The organism is Gordonia sp. BP-119 (assembly GCF_016924115.1).
Lineage (GTDB): Bacteria > Actinomycetota > Actinomycetes > Mycobacteriales > Mycobacteriaceae > Gordonia > Gordonia hongkongensis.
This window is the reverse complement of the sequence record NZ_JAFFZF010000010.1, coordinates 1-21,091: the sequence shown is the minus strand read 5'-3', so window position 1 is coordinate 21,091 and position 21,091 is coordinate 1. Positions and strand designations below refer to the sequence as shown.

Below are 21,091 nucleotides of genomic sequence, written 5' to 3'. Positions count from 1 at the left end.
CATCATGGGTGGATGGTCTCTTCACCCGATGCCGCGCGCCGTGACAACGTGATCCTGGTGCACTGGCACGATCTCGGTCGCCATCTGCGGTGTTACGGCGCCGATGGCGTCGAGAGTCCCGTCCTCGACGACCTCGCGGCCGCCGGCATCCGGTTCGCCGACGCACACGCGACGGCGCCGCTGTGCTCACCGGCCCGCGGTTCCCTGTTCACCGGGCGCTATCCGCACGGCAACGGGCTCGTCGGCCTGGCCCACCACGGGTTCGAGTACTTCCCGGACGTGCAGACCCTGCCGGCTCTCCTCGCGGGTGCGGGCTACCGCTCGGCACTCTTCGGGATGCAGCACGAGAGCGCGGACCCCGGCCGGCTCGGATTCGACTCGGTGGATGTGTCCGACTCGCGCTGTGACTACGTGGTGGACCGGTCCCAGGACTGGTTGCGACGACATGCGCACGACGATCGGCCGTTCTTCCTGACAGCGGGCTTCTTCGAAACGCATCGGCCTTACCCGGCCGACGAGTACAAGCCGGCGGACACCAGCACGATCGCGGTGCCCGGGTTCCTTCCGGACACCGACGACGTGCGCGACGATCTGGCGGGTCTGCACGGCTCGATCACGAAGGCCGACTCGGCCGTGGGCCGGCTCCTCGACACCGTCGCCGAACTCGGTCTCGACGACTCCACCTGGATCGTGTTCGTCACCGATCACGGTCTGGCGTTCCCACGGGCGAAATCGACGCTGTACGCCGAGGGCACCGGGATCGCATTGATCATGCGCCCGCCGTCGCGGCTGGGGATCACGCCGACGGTCTACGACGATCTGTTCTCGGGGGTCGATCTCACGCCGACGCTGCTCGACCTGGTGGGCGTCGACATCCCGGACACGGTCGACGGTGACTCGCACGCCCCCGCGCTGGTGGGAACCGAATCCACGGCCGTTCGCACCGAGGTGTTCACCGAGAAGACCTACCACGATGCCTTCGATCCGATCCGGGCCGTGCGCACCAAGGACTTCAGCTACATCGAGAACTACGCGGCGCGGCCGGCGTTGTTGCTCCCGCTCGACATCGCCGACAGTTTGTCGGCGCGGTCGCTGGATCGGCAAGAGGTGCAACAGGATCGGTCGCGGGTCGAGCTCTACGACCTGCGTTCCGATCCGCATGAGCGCAACAACCTCGCCGACGACCCGTCGTATGCGCACGTCCGGGACGAGCTCGCGCGGGCGTTGGCCGACTGGCGCGAGCGCACCCATGACGACTTGCCCGATGAAGCGGCCGGCACGGCGACGGCGGAGGCCTTCATGGACGCATTCCACGCCAAGGCGGCGCAGGTCGAGGCCGAGGAGGAGGCATTGCCGTCCCGGCGTCCGCTGGGTGCCCGTCGCGAGTTGGCCGGGGACCTCACGTCGGGCGAGCGCTGAGGGGCGTCGGCGCGAAAGCGTCATCTCGGACACGCGATCTCACGCCACCCACAGCGCGGTTTCGGTGTCAATGGTTTCGACCCGGCTGCGCGTAAAAGGCCAGCTTGCGGTGCTTTTCCCGCTCGCTAGACTCGTCTTTCATGTCAGCGAAGTCCTCGTCGGGACCGGCAAATTATCTGGTGTGTGCCAGCCAGCGCAGCGGCAGCACGCTGCTGGTGGAGTCGCTCGCCGCGACCGGCGTCGCGGGTCGTCCGGAGGAGTTCTTCCAGTACTTCTCGGATTCCTCGGCGGCTCCGCAGCCGCGTGAATGGTTCGCCGGTGTCAGCGATCCCACCATCCTCGAGCTCCTGGAGCCACTCGATCCCGGGGTGGTGGACACCCGCGATTCGGCCACCTGGCGCTCGGATGTGCGGGCGGCGGGTCGCACGCCGAACGGGGTGTGGGGCGGCAAGCTCATGTGGAACCAGACGCCGCTGCTGATCTCGCGCAGCCGGGTCGCGTCGGGTTCGTTGCGCGGCGCCGTCCGCTGGCTGTTCGACGGAGCCGATCCGCTCTACGTGCACGTCCATCGAGAAGATGTTGTGCCGCAAGCGGTGTCGATGTGGCGCGCGGTGCAGACCCGCGTGTGGCGGCACGACGGCTCGGACACCGACGAGCACGACGAGGCGGTGTATCACGCCGGCGGTATCGCCCATCTCGCCGGCATCTTGAGCGACCAGGAACGACAGTGGCGCAATTGGTTCGCCGCCGAGGGGATCGAACCGCTCGAGATCGGGTTCCGGGACCTGGTCACCGATCCCACGAAGGCGACCGCACTGGTGCTGGAGAAGATCGGGCAGGACCCGGAGCTGGCGCCGCCGCCACCGCTGAAGCCACAGTCCAATTCGCGGTCCAAGGAGTGGGCCCGACGCTATCGAGAAGACGCCGAACGAAACGGATACCCACTGTGACCGCTGTAGACGAGACCTCGCTCGACCGGGCGACCGGCGACCGGGCCCGGCCCGGGGACGCGGGCGACTTCGACCATGTGACCGCCGTCCGGGTGTTGGAGGCCGAGGCGGTGCACATCATCCGCGAGGTGGTGGCGGAACTGGAGCGGCCGGTGCTGCTGTTCTCCGGCGGCAAGGACTCCATCGTCCTGCTCCGGTTGGCCGAGAAGGCATTTCGGCCCGCGCCCCTGCCCTTCCCGATCATGCACGTCGACACCGGCCACAATTTCGACGAGGTGATCGAATTCCGTGACCGACGGGTCGCGCCGACCGCCGAGAATCCCGAGGGCATCGAACTCATCGTGGCCTCGGTCCAGGAGTCCATCGACTCCGGACGAGTCGCCGAGTCCACCGACCCGTCGGGTTCGCGGAACCGCCTGCAGACCCGCACCCTGCTCGATGCGCTGGAGGAGGGCGGATTCGACGCCGCGTTCGGCGGCGCCCGCCGCGACGAGGAGCGTGCCCGCGCCAAGGAGCGCATCTTCAGCTTCCGCGACGAGTTCGGGCAATGGGATCCCCGCGCCCAGCGACCCGAACCGTGGTCGCTGTACAACGGGCGGATCCGTCGTGGGGAGTCGGTGCGTGTGTTCCCGCTCTCGAACTGGACCGAGACCGACATCTGGCGCTACATCGAGCTCGAGGGCCTCGAGCTGCCCTCCATCTATTTCGCCGCCGAGCGGGAGGTCTTCGACCGGGACGGCATCCTGCTCTCGGTCTCGGAGTACTCACGGCCCCGCGACGGTGAGGAGGTACGGACCGAGTGGGTGCGCTACCGCACCGTCGGTGACCTGACCATCACCGGGGCGGTTCGCTCGCGGGCCACCACGATCGCCGAGATCATCGCCGAGATCAGCGAATCCACCGTCTCCGAACGCGGGGAGAGCCGCGCCGACGACCGCACGTCGAGCGCCGCCATGGAAGACCGCAAGCGCGAAGGATACTTCTGATGACTCTCACCTCGCCACAGCCGGTCGTCCCCGCCGGTGACGAAACAAGCACGTCCGCAAGGCAATTCCTGCGGATCGCGACCGCGGGCAGTGTCGACGACGGCAAGTCCACGCTCATCGGCCGGATTCTGCACGACACCGGCAGTCTGCCGACCGATCATCTCGCCGCGGTCACCGACGGCGACGGTGATGTCGACCTGGCCGCCCTCTCCGACGGCTTGCGCGCCGAACGCGAACAGGGCATCACGATCGATGTCGCCTATCGCTTCTTCTCCACGCCCACACGGAGTTACGTCCTCGCCGACACCCCCGGACACGAGCGGTACACCCGCAACATGTTCACCGGGGCGTCGAACGCGCACGTGGCGATCCTGCTCGTCGACGCCCGGCACGGCCTGCTGCGGCAGACCCGACGCCACGCCCGGATCGCAACTCTCGTGGGCGTGCCGCACGTGATCGCGGCGGTCAACAAGATCGACCTCGTCGATTACTCCGAGCACCGTTTCGACGAGATCCGGGCCGACCTCGCCGAACTCGCGGTGCAACTCGGGATCGGGGAGATCCCGGCGATCCCGGTGGCCGCCAAGCACGGGGACAACGTCGTGCACCGCTCGTCGAACACCCCGTGGTACTCCGGGACAACGCTGTTGGAGTACCTCGAGGACGTCGAGCTCCACGCGCCCGCGCCGGTGACCGAGGAACTGCGCCTTCCGATCCAGTGGGTGTCGCGTCCCAGCGAGTCGAACCGGCGTACCTACACCGGCCGGCTCGCTTCCGGAACACTGCGCGTCGGTGACGAGATCGTCGTGCTGCCGTCGGGAAGCCGGTCGACCGTCACGGCGCTCGATACCCTCGATCCCACGAGAGACGTTGCGGTGGCGCCTCTCTCGGTGGGAATCCAGGTCGCCGACGACATCGACATCGGTCGCGGCGACGTCATCGTGAGCGGTGCGGACGGAGCGCATGTACCGGTCCTGGCCCGCGAGATCGATGCGCACGTGTGCTGGTTGTCGAACTCGCCGCTGCGGGCCGGTGACCGCGTCGCCCTCAAGCACGGCCCGTCGACGGTCCGCGCCACCGTCCAGTCCCTCGAGCGGCGCCTCGACCCGGACACCCTCATCGAGCACGTCGCTCCCGGTGAGCTCGTGCTCAACGACATCGGCACCGTCACGCTGCGGACGTCGTCGGTGGTGCCGGCCGACCCCTATGCGAGCAACCGCGACACCGGCGCGTTCATCCTCATCGACGAGGCCTCGAACGACACGGTCGGCGCGGGGACGATCCTCGAGCCGCGCGAGGTCGTCCCGGGTAAGGCGACGCGCAACGACATCAAATGGCATCCGAGTTCGCTGGCGCGTGCGGAACGGTGGGCGCACACCCAGCAGCGCGGAGCGACGGTGTGGCTCACCGGTCTACCTGCGTCGGGCAAGTCCACCGTCGCCGTCGCGCTCGAGCGGGCCGTCGTCAGCCGCGGGCGCGTCGCCTACCTCCTCGACGGCGACAACATCCGGCACGGGATCTCCGACGACCTCGGCTTCTCCGCCGGTGACCGCGCGGAGAACATCCGCCGTGTCGGCCACGTGGCCCGACTCTTCGCCGACGCCGGGGTCATCGCGATCGCGTCGATGGTCTCGCCGCTGCGTTCCGACCGGGAGATCGCGCGTGAACTGCACCGCGCCGCCGACCTCGACTTCATCGAGGTCCACGTCTCCACGCCGGTCACCGAATGCGAACGCCGTGACCCCAAGGGCCTCTACGAACGCGCGCGACGCGGCGAACTCCGCGGGCTGACCGGCATCGATGCGCCCTACGAGAGTCCGGAGAGCCCCGATCTGCGATTCGACACCACCGGCGCGGACATCGACCGGCTGGCGTCGCTCATCCTCGGTGCGCTGATGGATCGCGGCATCATGGCGGGGTGAGTTGCTGTCATCCCCCGGGACCCGCGCACGGCGGCCCGGGTGCGCCGTTCCCGCCGGCCGAGCACGCCGGTGGCGGTCCCGGAGTGCACCCGATCGAGACGGTGGACATCCCGGCCGGGGGCTTCGCCATGGGGGATGCGTTCGACGAGGGGTACCGCACCGACGGTGAGCGACCGGTGCACGAGGTCGAGCTCGGTGCGTACTCGATCGACGCGACGACGGTGACCAACGCCGCGTTCGCCACGTTCGTCGCGGCGACCGGACACCAGACCGATGCCGAGCGATTCGGCGGTTCCGCGGTGTTCCACACTTACGCCACCGCGCCGGGCGAACCCGTGCCGGGAACACCGTGGTGGCTCGCGGTCGAAGGTGCGTCGTGGCGCCACCCGGCGGGTCCCGGCAGCCGGGTCGACGATCTGGCCGACCACCCCGTCGTCCACGTCAGCCACCGCGACGCGCAGGCCTATTGCGCCTGGGCCGGACGTGTCCTGCCCACCGAAGCGCAGTGGGAGAACGCGGCGCGGGGTGGGTTGCGCGGGGCCCGATACCCCTGGGGGAATGAACCACCCACCGCAGAAGCGCCCCGCTGCAACATCTTTCGCGGCGAGTTCCCGGATGCGCCGACCGCCCGGGTCGGCACCGTGCCCGTGCGGGACTTCGAGCCCAACGGCTTCGGCCTGTACCAGTGCGCCGGCAACGTCTGGGAGTGGTGCGCCGACACGTTCAGCGCCCGGTACTACCGCGTGTCCGACCGCAGCAACCCGCTGGGGCCGGGCCGGGGAAGCGCTCGCGTCCTGAGGGGCGGCAGCCATCTCTGCCACGACTCGTACTGTCATCGCTACCGGGTCGCCGCGCGATCGCACAACACGCCGGAGTCGACGGCGAGCAACATCGGGTTCCGGACCGTCGGTCCCGCGGCCGGCTGACTTCCATCCGGCCGACAACCCGTCCTGCACGTCCCGGGACACAGGGCCCGCTCGCTGCGCTCCCGGCGCCCGGGACACAGGGCCCGCTCGCTGCGCTCCCGGCGCCCGGGACACAGGGCCCGCTCGCTGCGCTCCCGGCGCCCGGGAACCGAACTCCGCCGTGGTCAGTTGGATCAGCAGACTGTGTGTCGATTTCCGGGAGACCCGATCGGCTGTGCGATCGTGGTTCCCCTCGGGCGGTGTCCGCCCGAAAGTCGTCGGACCGGAGAGGGGAGTAGGGCAGGAATGCGTGTGGAGGGCCGGGATGCGGTGCGTCGGGAGTCGAGGCGGCCGAACCCGTGGAGGAACGGCCTCATGGCCTCGGCCGTGGCGGTCGCGTCGTCGGTGCTGCTGGCCGGCTGCATCGACCTGCCGTCGCTGACCAGGCCGGACATCCCGGAGGGCATCCCGCCGGGGGCAGGCGTGCCCCAGCCCTACATCGACATCAACGCACCCGGGCGTACCGCGGACAGGATGCACGACTGGGCCGTGCCCATCGCGGAGTCCACCGGTATCCCGGTCGTCTCGCTCCAGGCCTACGGCAACGCCGCCGAGATCCAGCGCCAGCAACACCCCGAGTGCGGGCTGAACTGGACCACGCTGGCGGGGATCGCCGGCGTCGAGAGCAAACACGGCCACTACCGCGGCTCCGACGTGGCCGACAACGGCGACGTCAACCCGCCCATCCGGGGCGTCAAACTCGACGGCACCCGCGGCAACATGGAGATCCTCGACACCGACGGCGGCGCACTCGACGGCGACGCCACCCACGATCGAGCGATGGGGCCGTTCCAGTTCATCCCGGAGACGTGGAAGCGCTACGGCGTCGACGCCAACGGTGACGGCGTCCCCGACCCCGACAACATCGACGACGCCGCCCTCTCGGCGGCCCGCTATCTGTGTGTCTCCGCCGGCAACGACATGACGACGCCGGAAGGGTGGGAGAAGGCCGTCCGGACCTACAACAACTCGATGGCCTACGTCCTCGACGTGCGCGATCACGCCAACGCCTACTCGATCAACGTCCGCTTCTGAACCCTGCCGGGAAGGGCTTCAGCGCTTGCGTCGACCTTGTCACGTGCGGCTTCGGCGCAGCCACTAGGCTCTTGCCTATCGGCCGGCACCAGAACCGGCCGTCGTCGGCGTAGGCGGCCCCGTCGGAGGACACATCTCCTGGGATCACGCCGACGAACTCGTCCACCGAGATTGGGGTGCAACCGTGGCAATCATCGAGCAGGTAGGTGCGCGTGAGATTCTCGATTCGCGGGGCAACCCGACGGTCGAGGTCGAGGTCGTCCTGGATGACGGCACCTTCACCCGGGCCGCCGTGCCGTCCGGGGCGTCGACCGGCGAACACGAGGCCGTCGAACTGCGCGACGGTGGCGACCGGTACCTGGGCAAGGGCGTCACCAAGGCCGTCGAGGGTGTCCTCGGGGAACTGGCCCCGGCCGTGATCGGGATCGAGGCCGAGGAACAGCGCCTCGTCGACCAGGCACTGCTCGACTGCGACGGCACCCCCGACAAGAGCCGTATCGGCGCCAACGCGCTGCTCGGTGTCTCGCTCGCGGTCGCCAAGGGCGCGGCCGAATCGGCCGGGCTGCCGCTGTTCCGTTACATCGGCGGACCCAACGCCCACATCCTGCCGGTGCCGATGATGAACATCATCAACGGTGGCGAGCACGCCGACAACGGCATCGACTTCCAGGAATTCATGATCGCCCCGGTCGGCGCGCCGACCTTCAAGGAGGCGCTGCGGTGCGGTGCCGAGGTCTACCACGCCCTCAAGGGCGTCCTGAGCAAGCAGGGCATGAGCACCGCACTCGGCGACGAGGGTGGCTTCGCCCCCGACCTGCCCAACACCGAGGCGGCCATCGCGGTCATCGGTGAGGCGGTCGGCAAGGCCGGCTACAACTTCGGCCGCGACGTCGTCATCGCGCTCGACGCCGCAGCGACCGAGTTCTTCTCGAACGGTGCCTACAAGCTCGAGGGCAAGGAACTCGGCGCCGACGAGATGGTGTCGTTCTACGAGAAGCTCATCAGCGACTTCCCGATCGTCTCGATCGAGGACGGTCTGTCCGAGGACGACTGGGACGGCTGGGCCAAGCTGACCGAGTCGATCGGCGATCGGGTGCAGCTCGTCGGTGACGACCTGTTCGTCACCAACCCCGAGCGTCTCGAGGAGGGGATCTCCAAGGGCATCGCCAACGCACTGCTCGTGAAGGTGAACCAGATCGGCACCCTGACCGAGACCCTCGACGCCGTCGCACTCGCGCACAACAACGGCTACAAGACGATGATGAGTCACCGGTCCGGTGAGACCGAGGACACCACCATCGCCGACCTCGCCGTCGCCTGCAGCTGTGGACAGATCAAGACCGGCGCCCCGGCCCGCTCCGAGCGCGTCGCCAAGTACAACCAGCTGCTGCGGATCGAGGAAGGACTCGGCGACGCGGCACGGTACGCGGGCGACCTCGCCTTCCCGCGTTTCTCGTTTGGTTCGTGATTAGCTGTCTGCATGGCTTCGCAGCGACGTCACCGCGGTGACGGGCGTCAGCGTGGGCGCGATCGTCGGGTAGACGCGCGCTCACGCGAACGCGCCCGTCGCACGCGGCGGCACGCTCGTCCTGCGTCGTCGACGGTGCCCGAGGAAGCGGTCGAGGCGGCTGGGCACGAGCTTCCCGCCGATCTCGACGCACCGGTCGCCGACGACACCTCGGATTCCGGGTTTCGTCGGGTGGCGCCGGAGCGCGTGCCTCGAACCCGCCGACGTCCGGCCCGCGCCGGCATCGGCGCCCGCCTGCGTGGTGTCGAGATGACCCCGGCCGGCCTTGCGACGCTCGTCATCACCGTCGTGGTGGTGTGCGTGGTGGCACTGACCCTCGCGATGCCGCTGCGGACGTACTTCAGTCAGCGTTCGGAATTCCGCCAGCTGACCGCGTCGAACGAGCAGCTGCAACGCGAGGTCGCGGACTATCAGCAGAAGGTCAACGAGCAGAACGATCCCGCCTACATCGAGGCCCAGGCGCGGACGCGTCTGCAGTTCGTCAAACCAGGAGAGATCCCGCTCGTGATGTTGTTCCCCGCCGACGAGGCACGGCGCGAGGCCGCCGAACGTGCCGAAGAGCGCGCCCGCGCACCGTGGTACGGAAATCTCTGGGACACGCTGTCGACCCCTCCCGGCGTGCAGTGAGCTCCTCCTCCGGCCACGGTGTCTCCGCGGAGGATCTCGCCACGGTTGCCGCCCAGCTCGGACGCGAACCGCGCGGGGTCCTCGAGATCAGCTACCGCACACCTGACGGGAAGCCCGCGGTCGTCAAGACCGCGCCCCGGCTGCCCGACGGCACACCGTTCCCGACGTTGTACTACCTGACCGATCCGCGGCTGACCGCCGAGGCGAGCCGCCAGGAGTCGGCCGGCGTCATGAAGGGCATGACCGCGCGCCTGCACGACGACGCCGAACTCGCCGCGGCGTACCGCCGTGCGCACGAGGACTATCTCGCCGAACGCGACGCGATCGAACCCCTCGGCACCGATTTCACCGGTGGCGGTATGCCGGACCGGGTGAAGTGCCTGCACGTCCTGATTGCGCACTCCCTCGCCAAGGGTCCGGGACTCAATCCGCTCGGTGACGAGGCGGTGGCGCTCGCGGCCGCGAACGGGTTGCGCGGCACCGCGATTCCGGAGGACTGGCCCGAGGCGTCGGACGCGGGGACCGACGAGTGACCGTCGTCGGAGCCGTGGACTGCGGCACCAACTCGATCCGCCTGCTCGTGGCGAAGCCGGGCCCGGACGGGCGACTCGTCGATCTCCATCGTGAGATGCGTGTGGTCCGACTGGGTTACGGCGTCGACGCGACCGGGATGTTCGCCGCGGAATCGATCGGGCGGACGCGCGTCGCCCTCAGCGACTATGTCGACACGATGGAAGCGCTCGGCGTCGAGAGAGTGCGGATGGTCGCCACCTCCGCGACCCGTGACGCGTCGAATCGCGACGAGTTCTTCGCCATGACCGCCGATCTGCTCGGGTGCGTGTCCGCCGGCGCGATCGCCGAGGTCATCACCGGCGACGAGGAGGCGCGGCTGTCGTTCCGCGGGGCAGTCGGCGAATTGGATTCGGCGGATGGGCCGTTCGTGGTCACCGACCTCGGCGGCGGTTCGACGGAAGTCGTCCTGGGCGATGCGGACGGGGTGACCGCGGCGTACTCGGCCGACATCGGGTGTGTTCGGCTGACCGAGCGTGCTCTGCCGTCCGACCCGCCCACGCCGGCCGAACTGGCCGCGGCGACCGAGTTCGCGCGCGAACGTCTCGCTGAGGCGTTCGCCGCGGTGCCGGTTCAGTCCGCTCGCACCTGGGTGGGCGTCGCCGGCACGATGACGACGCTCGCCGCGCTCGGTGCCGGCCTCCCCGAGTACGACTCGGACGCGATCCATCTGTCGACGATCTCGCTGCCCGAACTCGACCGGGTCTGCCGAAACCTGATCGGTATGACACGCGCCGACCGCGCGGCGCTCGGACCGATGCACCCCGGGCGCGTCGACGTCATCGGCGGCGGATCACTGATCACCCTCGAGCTCGCGAGAGTGCTGTCGGAAAGTGCCGGTATCGACGAACTAGTCGTGAGCGAACACGACATCCTCGACGGGATCGCGTTGGGAATACTCGACTGAGCGGTGCTCGATCCAGTTACCATGCGTCGCATGGCATACAACCTGCGTTGTCCCTGCGGTGAGTCCATCACGGCCCTCGAAGCCGACTTCGTGCCGTCGGTCCAGGCCCACCTCGCCGCCGAACATCCCGGCCGCGACTACAGCGAGACCGAGATCATGATGATGGCCATGACCGTTCCCGACCGTTCGGTGAAGTCCGACGGCTGAGCGGCGTCGGATCAGACGGCAGCCGGATCGCGCAGCGAGATGTTGTTGCACGCCTCGCAGACCGACTCGGGGATGACACCGCGGCGCTGCAGGAATCCGAAGATCGTGCAGCCCAGGCAGAAGCCGAAGACGGCCTCGAGCGTAGCGGCGGCGATCAGCACGCCCGTGGCGAGTTGGGCGGCGAGCCCGTAGCCGAGCAGGGTGAGCACGAAGGCGGTCCCGCTGACGACGAGGCCGATGGTCTGGGCGAACCGCTTGGGCGGCCCGGGGACCAGCTTCTCCTTGCGGATGATCTTCGGCACGAGGAAGCGCACCGAGAGTTGCCCGAAAGGCGACAGGGTCGGTCCCGATGCCACACGCAGCGCAAACCCCAGGGCGAGGATGCCGTAGAGCACGGGGGTGTTCACCGACACCGCGATGATCGCGAGGACGACGACCAACCCGGCGGTACTGCGCGCGGCGTAGTCGTTGACCGGGTTCGGGAACGTGAGGACAGAGCGCACCGACATCGGGCAACAACCTCCGGAGAGCGGGGACAATCGCCGACCAAGGTACGTGCGACGGCCCCATCGGGCAACGATTGCGCCCAGGGTGAATCGATCGGTGCCGGTCAGGACCCTGCGGTCGGGTCCATTCGCGGCTCGGACGCGGCGATGTCCCGCGGGTCGTCGACGTCCGGTTCGTCCTTGTCGGTCTCGCCGCCGTCGGAGGCGAGTTCAGCCTCGCGGGAGACCTCGCCCTCCTGGTCGATACCGGTCTGCTCACCGACGTCGATGCGGTCTGGCAGTTCGTCCATGTCCACTCCGGTCGCCTCTCTGGCCTGTTCGGATTCGGCGTACGGGGCCGAGGTGTCCACCTCGGACGATGCGTCCGCGAACTCGGCGTCGATGATGCCGCTCGCGTCGTATCGCGGGTGGGCGTCGGCTTTGGCCTTGCGGGCGGCCTCGCGCATCTCGAACCCGTCGGTCACGATCTCACCGATCTCGCGGGTCACGCCCGCGACGGCTCCGGTGATGATGGTCGCTATCCGGCCGACATGGGTGGCCGTGGACTCGATCAATTCCTGGAACAGATCCTTGTTGCGTTCGATGCTGTCGACCATCGCTTCGGGAATCCCCCTGCAGTTGGTTGCGGCTGGAGCCTGATCGGTGTGCCCAGAGCCTACCCCCGGGGCACACCGATCAAACCGGCGTCAGGCGACCGAGGCGGGCTTCTCGCGCTCGACGATGACGGTCAGATCGTTGTCGTCGCGCGTCATCCAGTTGGGCAACGACAGCTTCGCGATCTTCTTCCAGGTCGACGCGAGCTGGTGGCTCAGCGAGCCGGTGTTGTACGGCAGTCCGTAGCGTTCGCAGATCTCCCGGACCTCCGCGGACATCTCGGGGTAGCGACTGGCCGGGATGTCGGGGAAGAGGTGGTGCTCGATCTGGTGCGAGAGGTTGCCGCTCATCACATGGAACAACGGGCTGCCGGTGATGTTGGCCGAACCGAGCATCTGCCGCAGGTACCACTGGCCCCGCGTCTCGTTCTGGCATTCCTCGGACGTGAATGTCTGTGCACCGCTGGGGAAGTGGCCGCAGAAGATGATCGAGTAGGTCCACACGTTGCGCACCAGGTTGGCGGTCGCGTTACCGATGAGGGTCGGAACGAAGAGCGGGCCCGTGAGCGCGGGGAAGACGACGTAGTCCTTGAGGACCTGACGACCGGCCTTGCGCCACATGCCTTTCACCAGGCCCTTGATGTCACTCCACTTGCGCTTGCCGGCGATGACGTTCTCGGCTTCGAGGTCGTGCAGCATGACGCCCCACTCGAAGAGCAGCATGAGTGCGGTCGCGTAGCCGAGGTTGCCCAGGTAGTAGGGGTTCCACTTCTGATCGCGGTCCATTCGCAGGATGCCGTAACCGATGTCGCGGTCCTCACCCAGGATGTTGGTGAAGGTGTGGTGCAGGTAGTTGTGGCTGTGCTTCCACTGATCGGCCGGACAGACGGTGTCCCACTCGAACTCGCGGGAGTTGTAGGTGTCCTCGCGCATCCAGTCGTACTGACCGTGCATGACGTTGTGGCCGATCTCCATGTTGTCGAGGATCTTCGACACCGAGAGGGCGCCTACCGCGGCGATCCATGCGGGCGGGAAGAACCCGAGGTACATGAGTGCGCGTCCGCCGATCTCGAAACCGCGCTGGGCGCGGATCACCGAGTAGAGGTAGTCGCGGTCCTTCTGGCCCAGGTCGGCGACGATCCGGGCCCGCAGGGCGTCGAGGTCCCGCCCGAGCGCCTCGACCTGCGCGTAGGACATGACGACGGTGTTGGGGTCGTCCGCGACCTTCTGGTCGGCGCCGACGCGGTGCAGCGCGGGCAGGTTGTCGTCGATGGTGGTCTCGACGTCACGGCTGATGTCGATGGTCATGGCATTGCCTCCTTCTCGGAGAGGAGATGTGGCTGGGAAGGGTGGATCTGGGGGATCAGCTCGCGGGCATCAGATGTCGATGTCGACCGAGCCGACCGGCGCGCTGATGCACAGCTGGATCTGGGTGTCGGACTCGTCGTCGATCTCGCCGGTCAGGACGTTGCGGGTGCACCCCGACTTCTTCGTCGCGACGCAGGAGAAGCAGATCCCCATCCGGCACCCGGATTCGGGCGTGAGCCCGGCCGTTTCGGCCTGGTCCAGGATCGGACGGCCGTCGTTGGCCGCCGACGTCCCCGACGAGGAGAACGTGACCTCGCCCTCGACGGAGTCGGGGTCGACGGCGGGGATGATCGGCGCGAAGGCCTCGCTGTGCAACGGCTGGCTGATGGCGAGTTCGGCATGGACCCGTGCGACCTCGTCCATGAGGGCGGCGGGGCCGCAGACGAACACGTCGGCGTCGGACAATCCCGGGATTCCCTCGAGGTGGTCGGCGCTGAAGTGTCCGTCGTCGCGCGTGTGGTAGAGGCGCAGGTCGAACCGGGGATGGCTGTCCGCGAGCTGACGCAACTCGTCGCGGTAGGCGACGTCGGCCGGGGTGCGCGCATAGTGCACGAACGTGATCGGTCCCGCGTACTGTCGGGCGACGAGTGTTCGCGCCATTGAGAGTACAGGTGTAATCCCGCTGCCGCCGCTGACGAAGACCGCCGACGTCGGGTCGGTGTCGGGAAGCACGAACTCGCCGTCGGCGGCGGACAGCCCGACGACGTCCCCGGCGCGGGCGTGCTCACGAAGGTGGGTGGACACGAAGCCGTCGTCGTGTGCGGTGATGGTCAGCTCGATCTCGCCGTGCGGGCCCGCGGCGGCGTTGGCCGGCGAGAAGCAGCGGGTGTGCCGAACGCCGTCGATGACGACCTTGAGCTGCACGAACTGGCCGGCCTCGTGGCCTCGCCACTGACGGGTCGGACGAATGGTGAGGCGGACGGTGCGCGCCGTGGGACGCTCGACATGGGTGATCTCGCCGCGCAGATCGCGCCAGGTGATCATCGGATCGAGCAACTCGAGGTAACGGTCGACCGGATGCGGCGACAGCGCTGCCTCCACGATCGAACCGACCAGACGGCTCCACCGGCCGGGCTCGGCGCCGGTGCCGGCGCGGGTCTGGTCCTGGGGTGTGCGGATGCTCATGGGCTGGGCTCCGTTCGGTCCGTTTCGGTGTACATGTGTACGCCGACAAGTGTGACACAGCGCGATGGTCGATCGTCAAGTGTTCGCTGATGTGACTGCCGTCACGACACCGCCTGTGCCTCTCCGCCGCGTCGGCTGACCCGACGCATAGACTCGGGTGCGTGACACGCACGCGAGAGCCGAGCCGGCGCGATGCGCAGACCCGTGCGGACCGCAAGAACCAGACGCGACAGGCGTTGCTGGACACCACGCGGTCACTGGTCGGCGAGCGCAGTTTCGGCAGCATCAGCCTCCGTGAGGTCGCCCGTGGCGCCGGGATCGTGCCGACCGCCTTCTATCGCCACTTCGCATCGATGGAGGATCTCGGGGTCACCGTCGTCGAGGACTCGATGCGCGTCCTGCGACGGGCGCTGCGTGAGGGACGACGCGACCTGGCGGCGCGTGACGCCTTGCCCACCGCACAGAACTCGCTGGCCATCCTGCTGCGGCACGTCCGCGAGAACGAGTCGCAATTCCGGTTCCTGGTGCGCGAGCAGCGGGGCGGCATCGCCGAGATCCGTCGCGCGATCGACACCGAACTCCGGTTGTTCTCCAAGGAACTCGCGATCGATCTCGCCCGGATCCCGGACCTGGCACGGTGGCAGTCCGACGACCTCGAACTGGCAGCGGAGCTGATCGTCATCATCATGCTCACCGCGGTGGCCGATCTGCTCGACGGTGAGTATCGCGGACGTTCCGCCGAGCAGGAGATCGTCGAGCGCACCGAGCGACAACTCGTGATGGTCTTCCTCGGTATGGGTCAATGGCGCCCGTCGACCGATTGAGCGGCGGGGATCGGACGTCCTGGTAGTTGCCGGCCTACAGCTTGTCGGCGCTCTCGGTGAGTCCCGACCCGCTGGGCGGGAGTAGCGGGCGAGGTGGCAGCGGGGAGGAGTAGACCACATTGGTGGTGACGCTGCCGAGGGTTCCGACCATGCCGCTGACCCGTTCCAGGTGCTTCATGTCGGTGGCGACGACCTTCATGATGAAACAGTCGTCGCCGGTGACGTGATGCGCCTCGATGACTTCGGGTAGGCCTGCGAGCAGGGTGTGCAACGGCTCGTACCTGCTGCTGGGATACCGCAGCCGTAGGAAGGCCAGGATCGCGAACCCGAGCCGCTCGGGGTCGACGCTGGCGCTGTAGCCGCTGATCACCCCGGATTCTTCGAGGCGGCGCACGCGCTCGGCTGTGGCGCTGTGACTCATCGTGATCTGCCGGGCCAGTTCTGCAATGCTCTGCCGTCCGTTCGCTTGAAGCGACGTCAGGATTGCCGTGTCGACCCTGTCGGACTCGAAAGTGAGATTCTTCGCCATCGAGCAAGAATGCCATGAAAGTACCGGCGACTCCGACAAGGTGCCGGGAGGTCGCCCTTCCGTTGGCGAACGGACGTGAATAGCGTCGAGGCATGCCAGATTCGCCGTCATCAGACCTCTTGATATCCCACTTCGCTCGCAAGCTCGGCTTCGAGACCGATGCGTCCGACGTGCACGCCGATCAGGAACGCGGTGTGAACTTCGTCTTGATCGACTCACGAGGTGAGGCGGCGTGGGCGCAGGGGCGCATCGTCGGAGCCGTGCACATGCCGACGTCACAGATCGCCGCACGCGCCGTCGACGAGATAGCAACGAGCACACCGGTTGTGACGTACTGCTGGGGGCCCGGATGCAATGGTTCGACGCGGGCCGCGCTGGAGTTCGCCAAGCTGGGTTACCGGGTCAAGGAGATGATCGGCGGTTACGAATACTGGGCGCGCGAGGGCTACCCCGTCGAGAATGATCACAGCCGGATCATCCGGTCCAAAGACCCGCTCACCGTGCCACTGGACTCGGTGGTCTGCGACTGCTGAAACAGTCGTACCCGCCGACGCCTAGCGGCCGGGCCCCGCGGTTGTCGATTTGCCCTCAGGGCGATTTCAACTGTGGTCCGCCGACGCGATGGTGCCGGACACTGGGCCGAGGCACCGCGCCGGCCCACTCGCCCCGAGGCGGGAGTCGAGGCGGTGTCGTGCTCGTCACGTGCCGACCCGACCGAAAGGTGCCCTCGCGGTGTCTCTGCATTTCCACTGGTTCCTGCCCACCTACGGCGACTCGCGCAATCTGATCGCGGGCGGCCACGGCAGCCAGATGACAGGGGACCGGCCGGCCGATCTGCGGTACCTCAAACAGCTCGCCGGCGCCGCCGAGGCCAACGGCTTCGAAGCCGTCCTGACCCCGGCAGGTCTCTGGTGCGAGGACGCCTGGCTGACCACCGCCGCTCTGATCGACGCCACCGAGAGCCTCAAATTCCTGGTGGCGTTCCGCCCCGGGCTCATCTCGCCGACGCTGGCCGCCCAGATGGCCGCCACGTTCCAGTGGCATTCGCAGGGCCGCCTTCTGGTCAACGTCGTCACCGGCGGCGAGTCGAGTGAACAGCGCGCCTTCGGCGACTTCCTGGCGAAGAACGCGCGGTACGAGCGTTGCGACGAGTACCTGGAGATCATCCGGCGGCTCTGGACCGAGGAAGAACCCGTCGACGTGGTGGGGAAGTACCTGCGCGTCGAGGGTGCGCAGCTCGGACGCCGCCCCGATCCGACGCCGGAGATCTTCTTCGGCGGATCGTCGCCGGCCGCCGGTGACGTCGCCGCCAAGCACGCCGACACCTACCTCACCTGGGGCGAACGTCCGGACGCGGTGGCCGAGAAGATCGCGTGGGTCAACGGCCTCGCGGCCGCGCAGGGCCGGGAACTCTCGCACGGCATCCGTTTTCACGTGATCGCCCGCGAGACGTCGGAGCAGGCCTGGGCCGAGGCGGCCCGTCTGCTCGGTGCGCTCGATCCGGCGCAGGTCGCGACCGCCCAGCAGAATCTGGCGCGCTCGGAGTCCGAGGGTCAGCGACGTATGTCCGAACTCCACGGTCGTGGAGCCGGTTTCGCCGACCACAACGATCCGCACTCGCTGGAGATCCACCCCGGCGTGTGGGCCGGGGTCGGACTCGTCCGTGGTGGTGCGGGTACGGCGCTGGTCGGCTCCTACGACGAAGTGGCCGCACTCATCGCCGAGTACGCCGCGCTCGGACTCGACCACTTCATCCTGTCGGGCTATCCGCATCTCGAAGAGGCGTACCACTTCGGCGACGGGGTCCGGCCCGCTCTCGCCCGGCTCGGACTGCTCGACCCGGCGTCGGCCGGCCCGTCCGTGGCCGTGCGCACCGCGTTCCTGCCGCGTCTGCAGGCCGCATCATCCTGATCGACAACACTTTTCACCTTCACCACGTCCCTTCTCGCCATGTAACCGACACCTCGCGGAGGTAGCCATGTCCACCGAGTCCATCGCGGACCAGATCAAGTTCGCCTACTGGGTGCCCAACGTCAGCGGTGGCCTGGTCACCAGCACCATCGAGCAACGCACCGGCTGGGACTACGACTACAACGTCAAACTCGCGCAGACCGCCGAGAACAACGGTTTCGAGTACGCGCTGTCGCAGGTGCGGTACGAGGCGAGCTACGGAGCCGAATACCAGCACGAATCCACCAGTTTCAGCCTCGCACTCCTGCTCGCCACGCAGCGGCTGAAGGTGATCGCGGCGGTGCACCCGGGGCTCTGGCATCCGGCCGTCCTGGCCAAGCTCGGCGCCACCGCCGACCATCTGTCCAAGGGTCGCTTCGCGATCAACGTCGTCAGCGGCTGGTTCAAGGACGAGTTCACCCACCTCGGCGAGCCGTGGCTCGAGCACGACGAGCGGTACCGGCGCAGCGGAGAGTTCCTCGAGGTGATCCGCAAGATCTGGACCGAGGACGAGGTCGATTACCGCGGCGACTTCTACCGCATCCACGACTTCACGCTGAAGCCCAAGCCGCTCAACACCGTCGAGCGTCCGAACCCCGAGCTGTTCCAGGGCGGGAACTCCTCGGCCGCCCGCAACAACGGCGGACGCTACGCGGACTGGTACTTCTCCAACGGCAAGGACTTCGACGGCGTGACCGAGCAGCTCGACGACCTCCGCGCCGTCGCACGTGCCCACGAGCGCGAGGTGAAATTCGGGCTCAACGGCTTCATCATCGCGCGGGACACCGAGAAAGAGGCCCGCGACACTCTGCGCGAGATCGTCGAGAAGGCGAATCGCCCTGCGGTGGAGGGCTTCCGGGACGCCGTCCAGCAGGCCGGGAACTCGACAGGCGACAAGAAGGGCATGTGGGCCGACTCGTCGTTCGAGGACCTCGTCCAGTACAACGACGGCTTCCGGACCCAGCTGATCGGCACCCCGGAGCAGGTGGCCGAACGCATCGTCGCCTACAAGCGTCTGGGCGTCGACCTGATCCTCGGCGGCTTCCTGCACTTCCAGGAGGAGATCGAGTACTTCGGTGAGAAGGTGCTGCCTCTGGTGCGCGAGATCGAGGGCGCCCAGAGCGACACCGCCCCGACGCCTGCGGGAGTGGCGTGACCGCAGTGAGCCAGGCGCGGGTTCGGTCCGCCGTGCGGATCGGGTCCGAGGCCGAGGCGCTGTCGATCGCGCGCGAATTGGCCGCCGAATTCGCGGTCGGGGCGGCCGAGCGCGACCGCGAACGTCGGTTGCCCCATGCCGAGATCGACCGTCTGTCGCAGTCGGGGCTGCTGGCACTCACCGTCCCGGCTCGGTTCGGCGGTCTCGACCTGCGTCCCAGTGCGCTCGCCGAGGTGGTGTCCATCCTGGCCGCCGCGGACGCGAGCATCGCGCAGATCCCGCACAGCCACTTCGTCTACCTCAATCTCGTCCGCCTGTCCGCGGGAGAAGTGTTGCAGGAGCGAATCTTCGCCGACGTCCTCGCGGGTGGACGGGTGGCCAACGCGCAGTCCGAGCGGGGCGGCAAGACCATCGCCGACATCTCGACACGGTTGAGTCCGGTGGCCGATCGAGCATCGACGCGTTTCGTCCTCGACGGTGAGAAGTTCTATTGCACCGGTTCGTTGTTCGCGGACACCCTCGCCGTCCTCGCGCGGCTGGACGTCGCCGTCGGCGACCTCGCACCCGGGGAGTACGTGGCTTTCGTCCCGGCCGATGCCGACGGCGTGGAGATCGTCGACGACTGGGATGCGGTGGGACAGCGCACGACCGGCTCGGGGACCGTCCGGTTCAGCGGGGTCGGCCTGGGTCTCGCGGATCTGGTGGCGCGCGCACCGGCAACATCTGCGCCCACCGGTTACGGCGCCTTCGCCCAGCTGCTCCATGCGGCGATCGACGTCGGTATCGCCCGCGGTGCGCTGCGCGCGGCGTCGGAGTTCGTGCGTACGAAGTCACGACCGTGGTTCGAGGCGAATGTCGAACGAGCAGTGGATGATCCGCTGTTGGTGCAGCGCTTCGGCGAGTTGGAGGTCGAGGTCGCGACCGCCGAGGCGACCCTCGCCGAGGCCGGTCGAAGAGTCGACGGGGCAGTGGGAGGTACCCCGGAATCGTCCTCGCGCGAGTTGGTCGCGGAGGCCTCGATCGCAGTCGCGACGGCGAAGGTGGTGGCCGACCGGGTGGCCCCCTCGGTGGCGTCGGCTCTGTTCGAGGTGAGCGGGACCCGCAGTGCCGCCGGTGGTGGGGGGCTGGATCGCTTCTGGCGCGACGCCCGGACGCACACGCTGCACGACCCCGTGCGATGGAAGTACCAGCACATCGGGCGCTGGGTTCTGCGCGGCGAGGAGCCGCCCCTGCACGGCGTGATCTGACCGCGGGGGCGTCCGGCGTCGGCGTCAGAGGTAGCGGCCGACGAGCGGCACGGCCTTCTTCGGGGTCTTCGCGTTGAAACCGTCGCCGATCGCACGCAGTTTCCACTCGCCGCCGTCGCGGGAGATGACCGCCATCGCGACCGCGGTGAACGGCATCCCGCCCTTGAGGGTGTAACGGGCCAGCTCGGCGGAGGTCGTCTCGTCGACGAGCCGGCAGTAGGCGTTCTCGATCTTCTCGAACGTGTGGCCCCGGTACGACGTGACGATGAACATCAACGCGTCGATCTGGGGTGGGACCGACTGCAGCGCAACGCGGATGACCTCGTCGTCGCCCTCGCCTTCACCGGTGAGGTTGTCGCCGGAGTGCAGGATCGAACGGTTCTTGCTGTTGAGGTGACCGTAGTAGACGGTCTCGACGCACTTCCCGCCCGAGAACATGAGCACCGAGGCGTCGAGGTCGATCGAGCCCCCGCGCCCGAATCCGCCGCGCACCGGATCCCACCCGAGTCCCATCTGGATGTCGGTGAGTGCCACGCCACCCTCCTTGCGGAGGGTGACCTTCTGGCCTTTCGCCAAGCTCACCGGGGCGCCCTTGCGCAGACTGACTTCCGCGGGCTGCGCGGGTGCCGGGGGCGCGGAGGTGGGCGGCGCCGCCGGGGGCGCGGGTGACGGGGGAG

General features: G+C 68.2%; 22 protein-coding genes. 16 read left to right on the top strand and 6 right to left on the bottom strand.

Annotated elements, in window-relative coordinates:
* Positions 1-12 precede the first annotated feature (12 nt).
* The 11 genes from JW364_RS08280 (at position 13) to JW364_RS08230 (ending at position 11,116) form a co-directional block, all read left to right on the top strand.
* On the top strand, positions 13-1,419 hold the full coding sequence (locus JW364_RS08280; RefSeq protein ID WP_205333101.1) for a sulfatase: 1,407 nt from the start codon (positions 13-15) through the stop codon (positions 1,417-1,419).
* A gap of 140 nt (positions 1,420-1,559) precedes the next feature.
* The gene (locus tag JW364_RS08275; protein ID WP_058250810.1) at positions 1,560-2,369 is read left to right on the top strand and encodes a Stf0 family sulfotransferase; all 810 of its coding nucleotides are present in this window, start codon (positions 1,560-1,562) and stop codon (positions 2,367-2,369) included.
* Positions 2,366-3,355: a sulfate adenylyltransferase subunit CysD gene (gene cysD / locus JW364_RS08270; RefSeq protein WP_374100803.1), complete on the top strand. Its 990-nt coding sequence runs from the start codon at positions 2,366-2,368 to the stop codon at positions 3,353-3,355. The genes JW364_RS08275 and cysD overlap by 4 nt, the downstream gene beginning before the upstream one ends.
* Complete coding sequence (gene cysC / locus JW364_RS08265) at positions 3,355-5,277, top strand: adenylyl-sulfate kinase (protein WP_165630285.1); 1,923 nt, start codon at positions 3,355-3,357, stop codon at positions 5,275-5,277. Before cysD ends, cysC begins: the two co-directional genes overlap by 1 nt.
* Positions 5,274-6,203 carry a formylglycine-generating enzyme family protein gene (locus JW364_RS08260; RefSeq protein WP_374100802.1) on the top strand — a complete coding sequence of 310 codons (930 nt, stop codon included), beginning with the start codon at positions 5,274-5,276 and terminating at the stop codon, positions 6,201-6,203. Before cysC ends, JW364_RS08260 begins: the two co-directional genes overlap by 4 nt.
* Positions 6,204-6,488: 285 nt before the next feature.
* Complete coding sequence (locus JW364_RS08255) at positions 6,489-7,277, top strand: lytic transglycosylase domain-containing protein (protein WP_065631991.1); 789 nt, start codon at positions 6,489-6,491, stop codon at positions 7,275-7,277.
* 184 nt (positions 7,278-7,461) lie between these two features.
* Positions 7,462-8,745, top strand: a complete 1,284-nt coding sequence (gene eno, locus JW364_RS08250; protein ID WP_058250807.1) for a phosphopyruvate hydratase — start codon at positions 7,462-7,464, stop codon at positions 8,743-8,745.
* Positions 8,746-8,757: 12 nt separating this feature from the next.
* Positions 8,758-9,432 carry a septum formation initiator family protein gene (locus JW364_RS08245; RefSeq protein WP_165630284.1) on the top strand — a complete coding sequence of 225 codons (675 nt, stop codon included), beginning with the start codon at positions 8,758-8,760 and terminating at the stop codon, positions 9,430-9,432.
* Positions 9,429-9,965 (top strand): DUF501 domain-containing protein, encoded by a 537-nt coding sequence (locus JW364_RS08240; RefSeq protein WP_165630283.1) that lies wholly within the window; start codon positions 9,429-9,431, stop codon positions 9,963-9,965. Before JW364_RS08245 ends, JW364_RS08240 begins: the two co-directional genes overlap by 4 nt.
* The gene (locus tag JW364_RS08235) at positions 9,962-10,909 is read left to right on the top strand and encodes a Ppx/GppA phosphatase family protein (RefSeq protein WP_165630282.1); all 948 of its coding nucleotides are present in this window, start codon (positions 9,962-9,964) and stop codon (positions 10,907-10,909) included. Before JW364_RS08240 ends, JW364_RS08235 begins: the two co-directional genes overlap by 4 nt.
* A 30-nt stretch (positions 10,910-10,939) precedes the next feature.
* Positions 10,940-11,116, top strand: a complete 177-nt coding sequence (locus JW364_RS08230; protein ID WP_171011688.1) for a hypothetical protein — start codon at positions 10,940-10,942, stop codon at positions 11,114-11,116.
* A gap of 11 nt (positions 11,117-11,127) precedes the next feature.
* Here JW364_RS08230 and JW364_RS08225 read toward each other — a convergent pair whose 3' ends face one another.
* The 4 genes from JW364_RS08225 to JW364_RS08210 all read right to left on the bottom strand — a co-directional run bounded on the left by JW364_RS08225 (position 11,128) and on the right by JW364_RS08210 (position 14,708).
* The gene (locus JW364_RS08225) at positions 11,128-11,625 is read right to left on the bottom strand and encodes a DUF4395 domain-containing protein (RefSeq protein WP_205333102.1); all 498 of its coding nucleotides are present in this window, start codon (positions 11,623-11,625) and stop codon (positions 11,128-11,130) included.
* 101 nt (positions 11,626-11,726) lie between these two features.
* A complete protein-coding gene (locus JW364_RS08220; protein WP_205333103.1) occupies positions 11,727-12,218 on the bottom strand; it encodes a hypothetical protein in 492 nt (163 codons plus the stop codon).
* A 90-nt stretch (positions 12,219-12,308) separates the two neighbouring features.
* Positions 12,309-13,523, bottom strand: a complete 1,215-nt coding sequence (locus JW364_RS08215; protein ID WP_205333104.1) for an acyl-CoA desaturase — start codon at positions 13,521-13,523, stop codon at positions 12,309-12,311.
* 69 nt (positions 13,524-13,592) lie between these two features.
* Complete coding sequence (locus JW364_RS08210; protein ID WP_205333105.1) at positions 13,593-14,708, bottom strand: ferredoxin reductase; 1,116 nt, start codon at positions 14,706-14,708, stop codon at positions 13,593-13,595.
* Between the two features lie 161 nt (positions 14,709-14,869).
* Here JW364_RS08210 and JW364_RS08205 point away from each other — a divergent pair, with 161 nt between their 5' ends.
* Positions 14,870-15,532 carry a TetR family transcriptional regulator gene (locus JW364_RS08205; RefSeq protein ID WP_058250799.1) on the top strand — a complete coding sequence of 221 codons (663 nt, stop codon included), beginning with the start codon at positions 14,870-14,872 and terminating at the stop codon, positions 15,530-15,532.
* 34 nt (positions 15,533-15,566) lie between these two features.
* Here the strand turns inward: JW364_RS08205 and JW364_RS08200 are convergent, their stop codons facing one another.
* Positions 15,567-16,061: an Lrp/AsnC family transcriptional regulator gene (locus tag JW364_RS08200; protein WP_205333106.1), complete on the bottom strand. Its 495-nt coding sequence runs from the start codon at positions 16,059-16,061 to the stop codon at positions 15,567-15,569.
* Positions 16,062-16,153: 92 nt separating this feature from the next.
* Here JW364_RS08200 and JW364_RS08195 point away from each other — a divergent pair, with 92 nt between their 5' ends.
* The 4 genes from JW364_RS08195 to JW364_RS08180 all read left to right on the top strand — a co-directional run bounded on the left by JW364_RS08195 (position 16,154) and on the right by JW364_RS08180 (position 20,414).
* On the top strand, positions 16,154-16,594 hold the full coding sequence (locus JW364_RS08195) for a rhodanese-like domain-containing protein (RefSeq protein WP_065632001.1): 441 nt from the start codon (positions 16,154-16,156) through the stop codon (positions 16,592-16,594).
* Positions 16,595-16,793: 199 nt separating this feature from the next.
* Positions 16,794-17,972 (top strand): LLM class flavin-dependent oxidoreductase, encoded by a 1,179-nt coding sequence (locus JW364_RS08190; protein ID WP_078112211.1) that lies wholly within the window; start codon positions 16,794-16,796, stop codon positions 17,970-17,972.
* A 67-nt stretch (positions 17,973-18,039) separates the two neighbouring features.
* Positions 18,040-19,167, top strand: coding sequence for a dimethylsulfone monooxygenase SfnG (gene sfnG, locus JW364_RS08185; RefSeq protein ID WP_058250796.1), 1,128 nt, complete (start codon positions 18,040-18,042; stop codon positions 19,165-19,167).
* A complete protein-coding gene (locus tag JW364_RS08180) occupies positions 19,164-20,414 on the top strand; it encodes an SfnB family sulfur acquisition oxidoreductase (RefSeq protein ID WP_078112117.1) in 1,251 nt (416 codons plus the stop codon). Before sfnG ends, JW364_RS08180 begins: the two co-directional genes overlap by 4 nt.
* Before the next feature lie 24 nt (positions 20,415-20,438).
* Here the strand turns inward: JW364_RS08180 and JW364_RS08175 are convergent.
* Positions 20,439-21,091, bottom strand: a 653-nt coding sequence (locus JW364_RS08175; protein WP_205334514.1) for a TerD family protein, incomplete at its 5' end; no start/stop codon positions are given.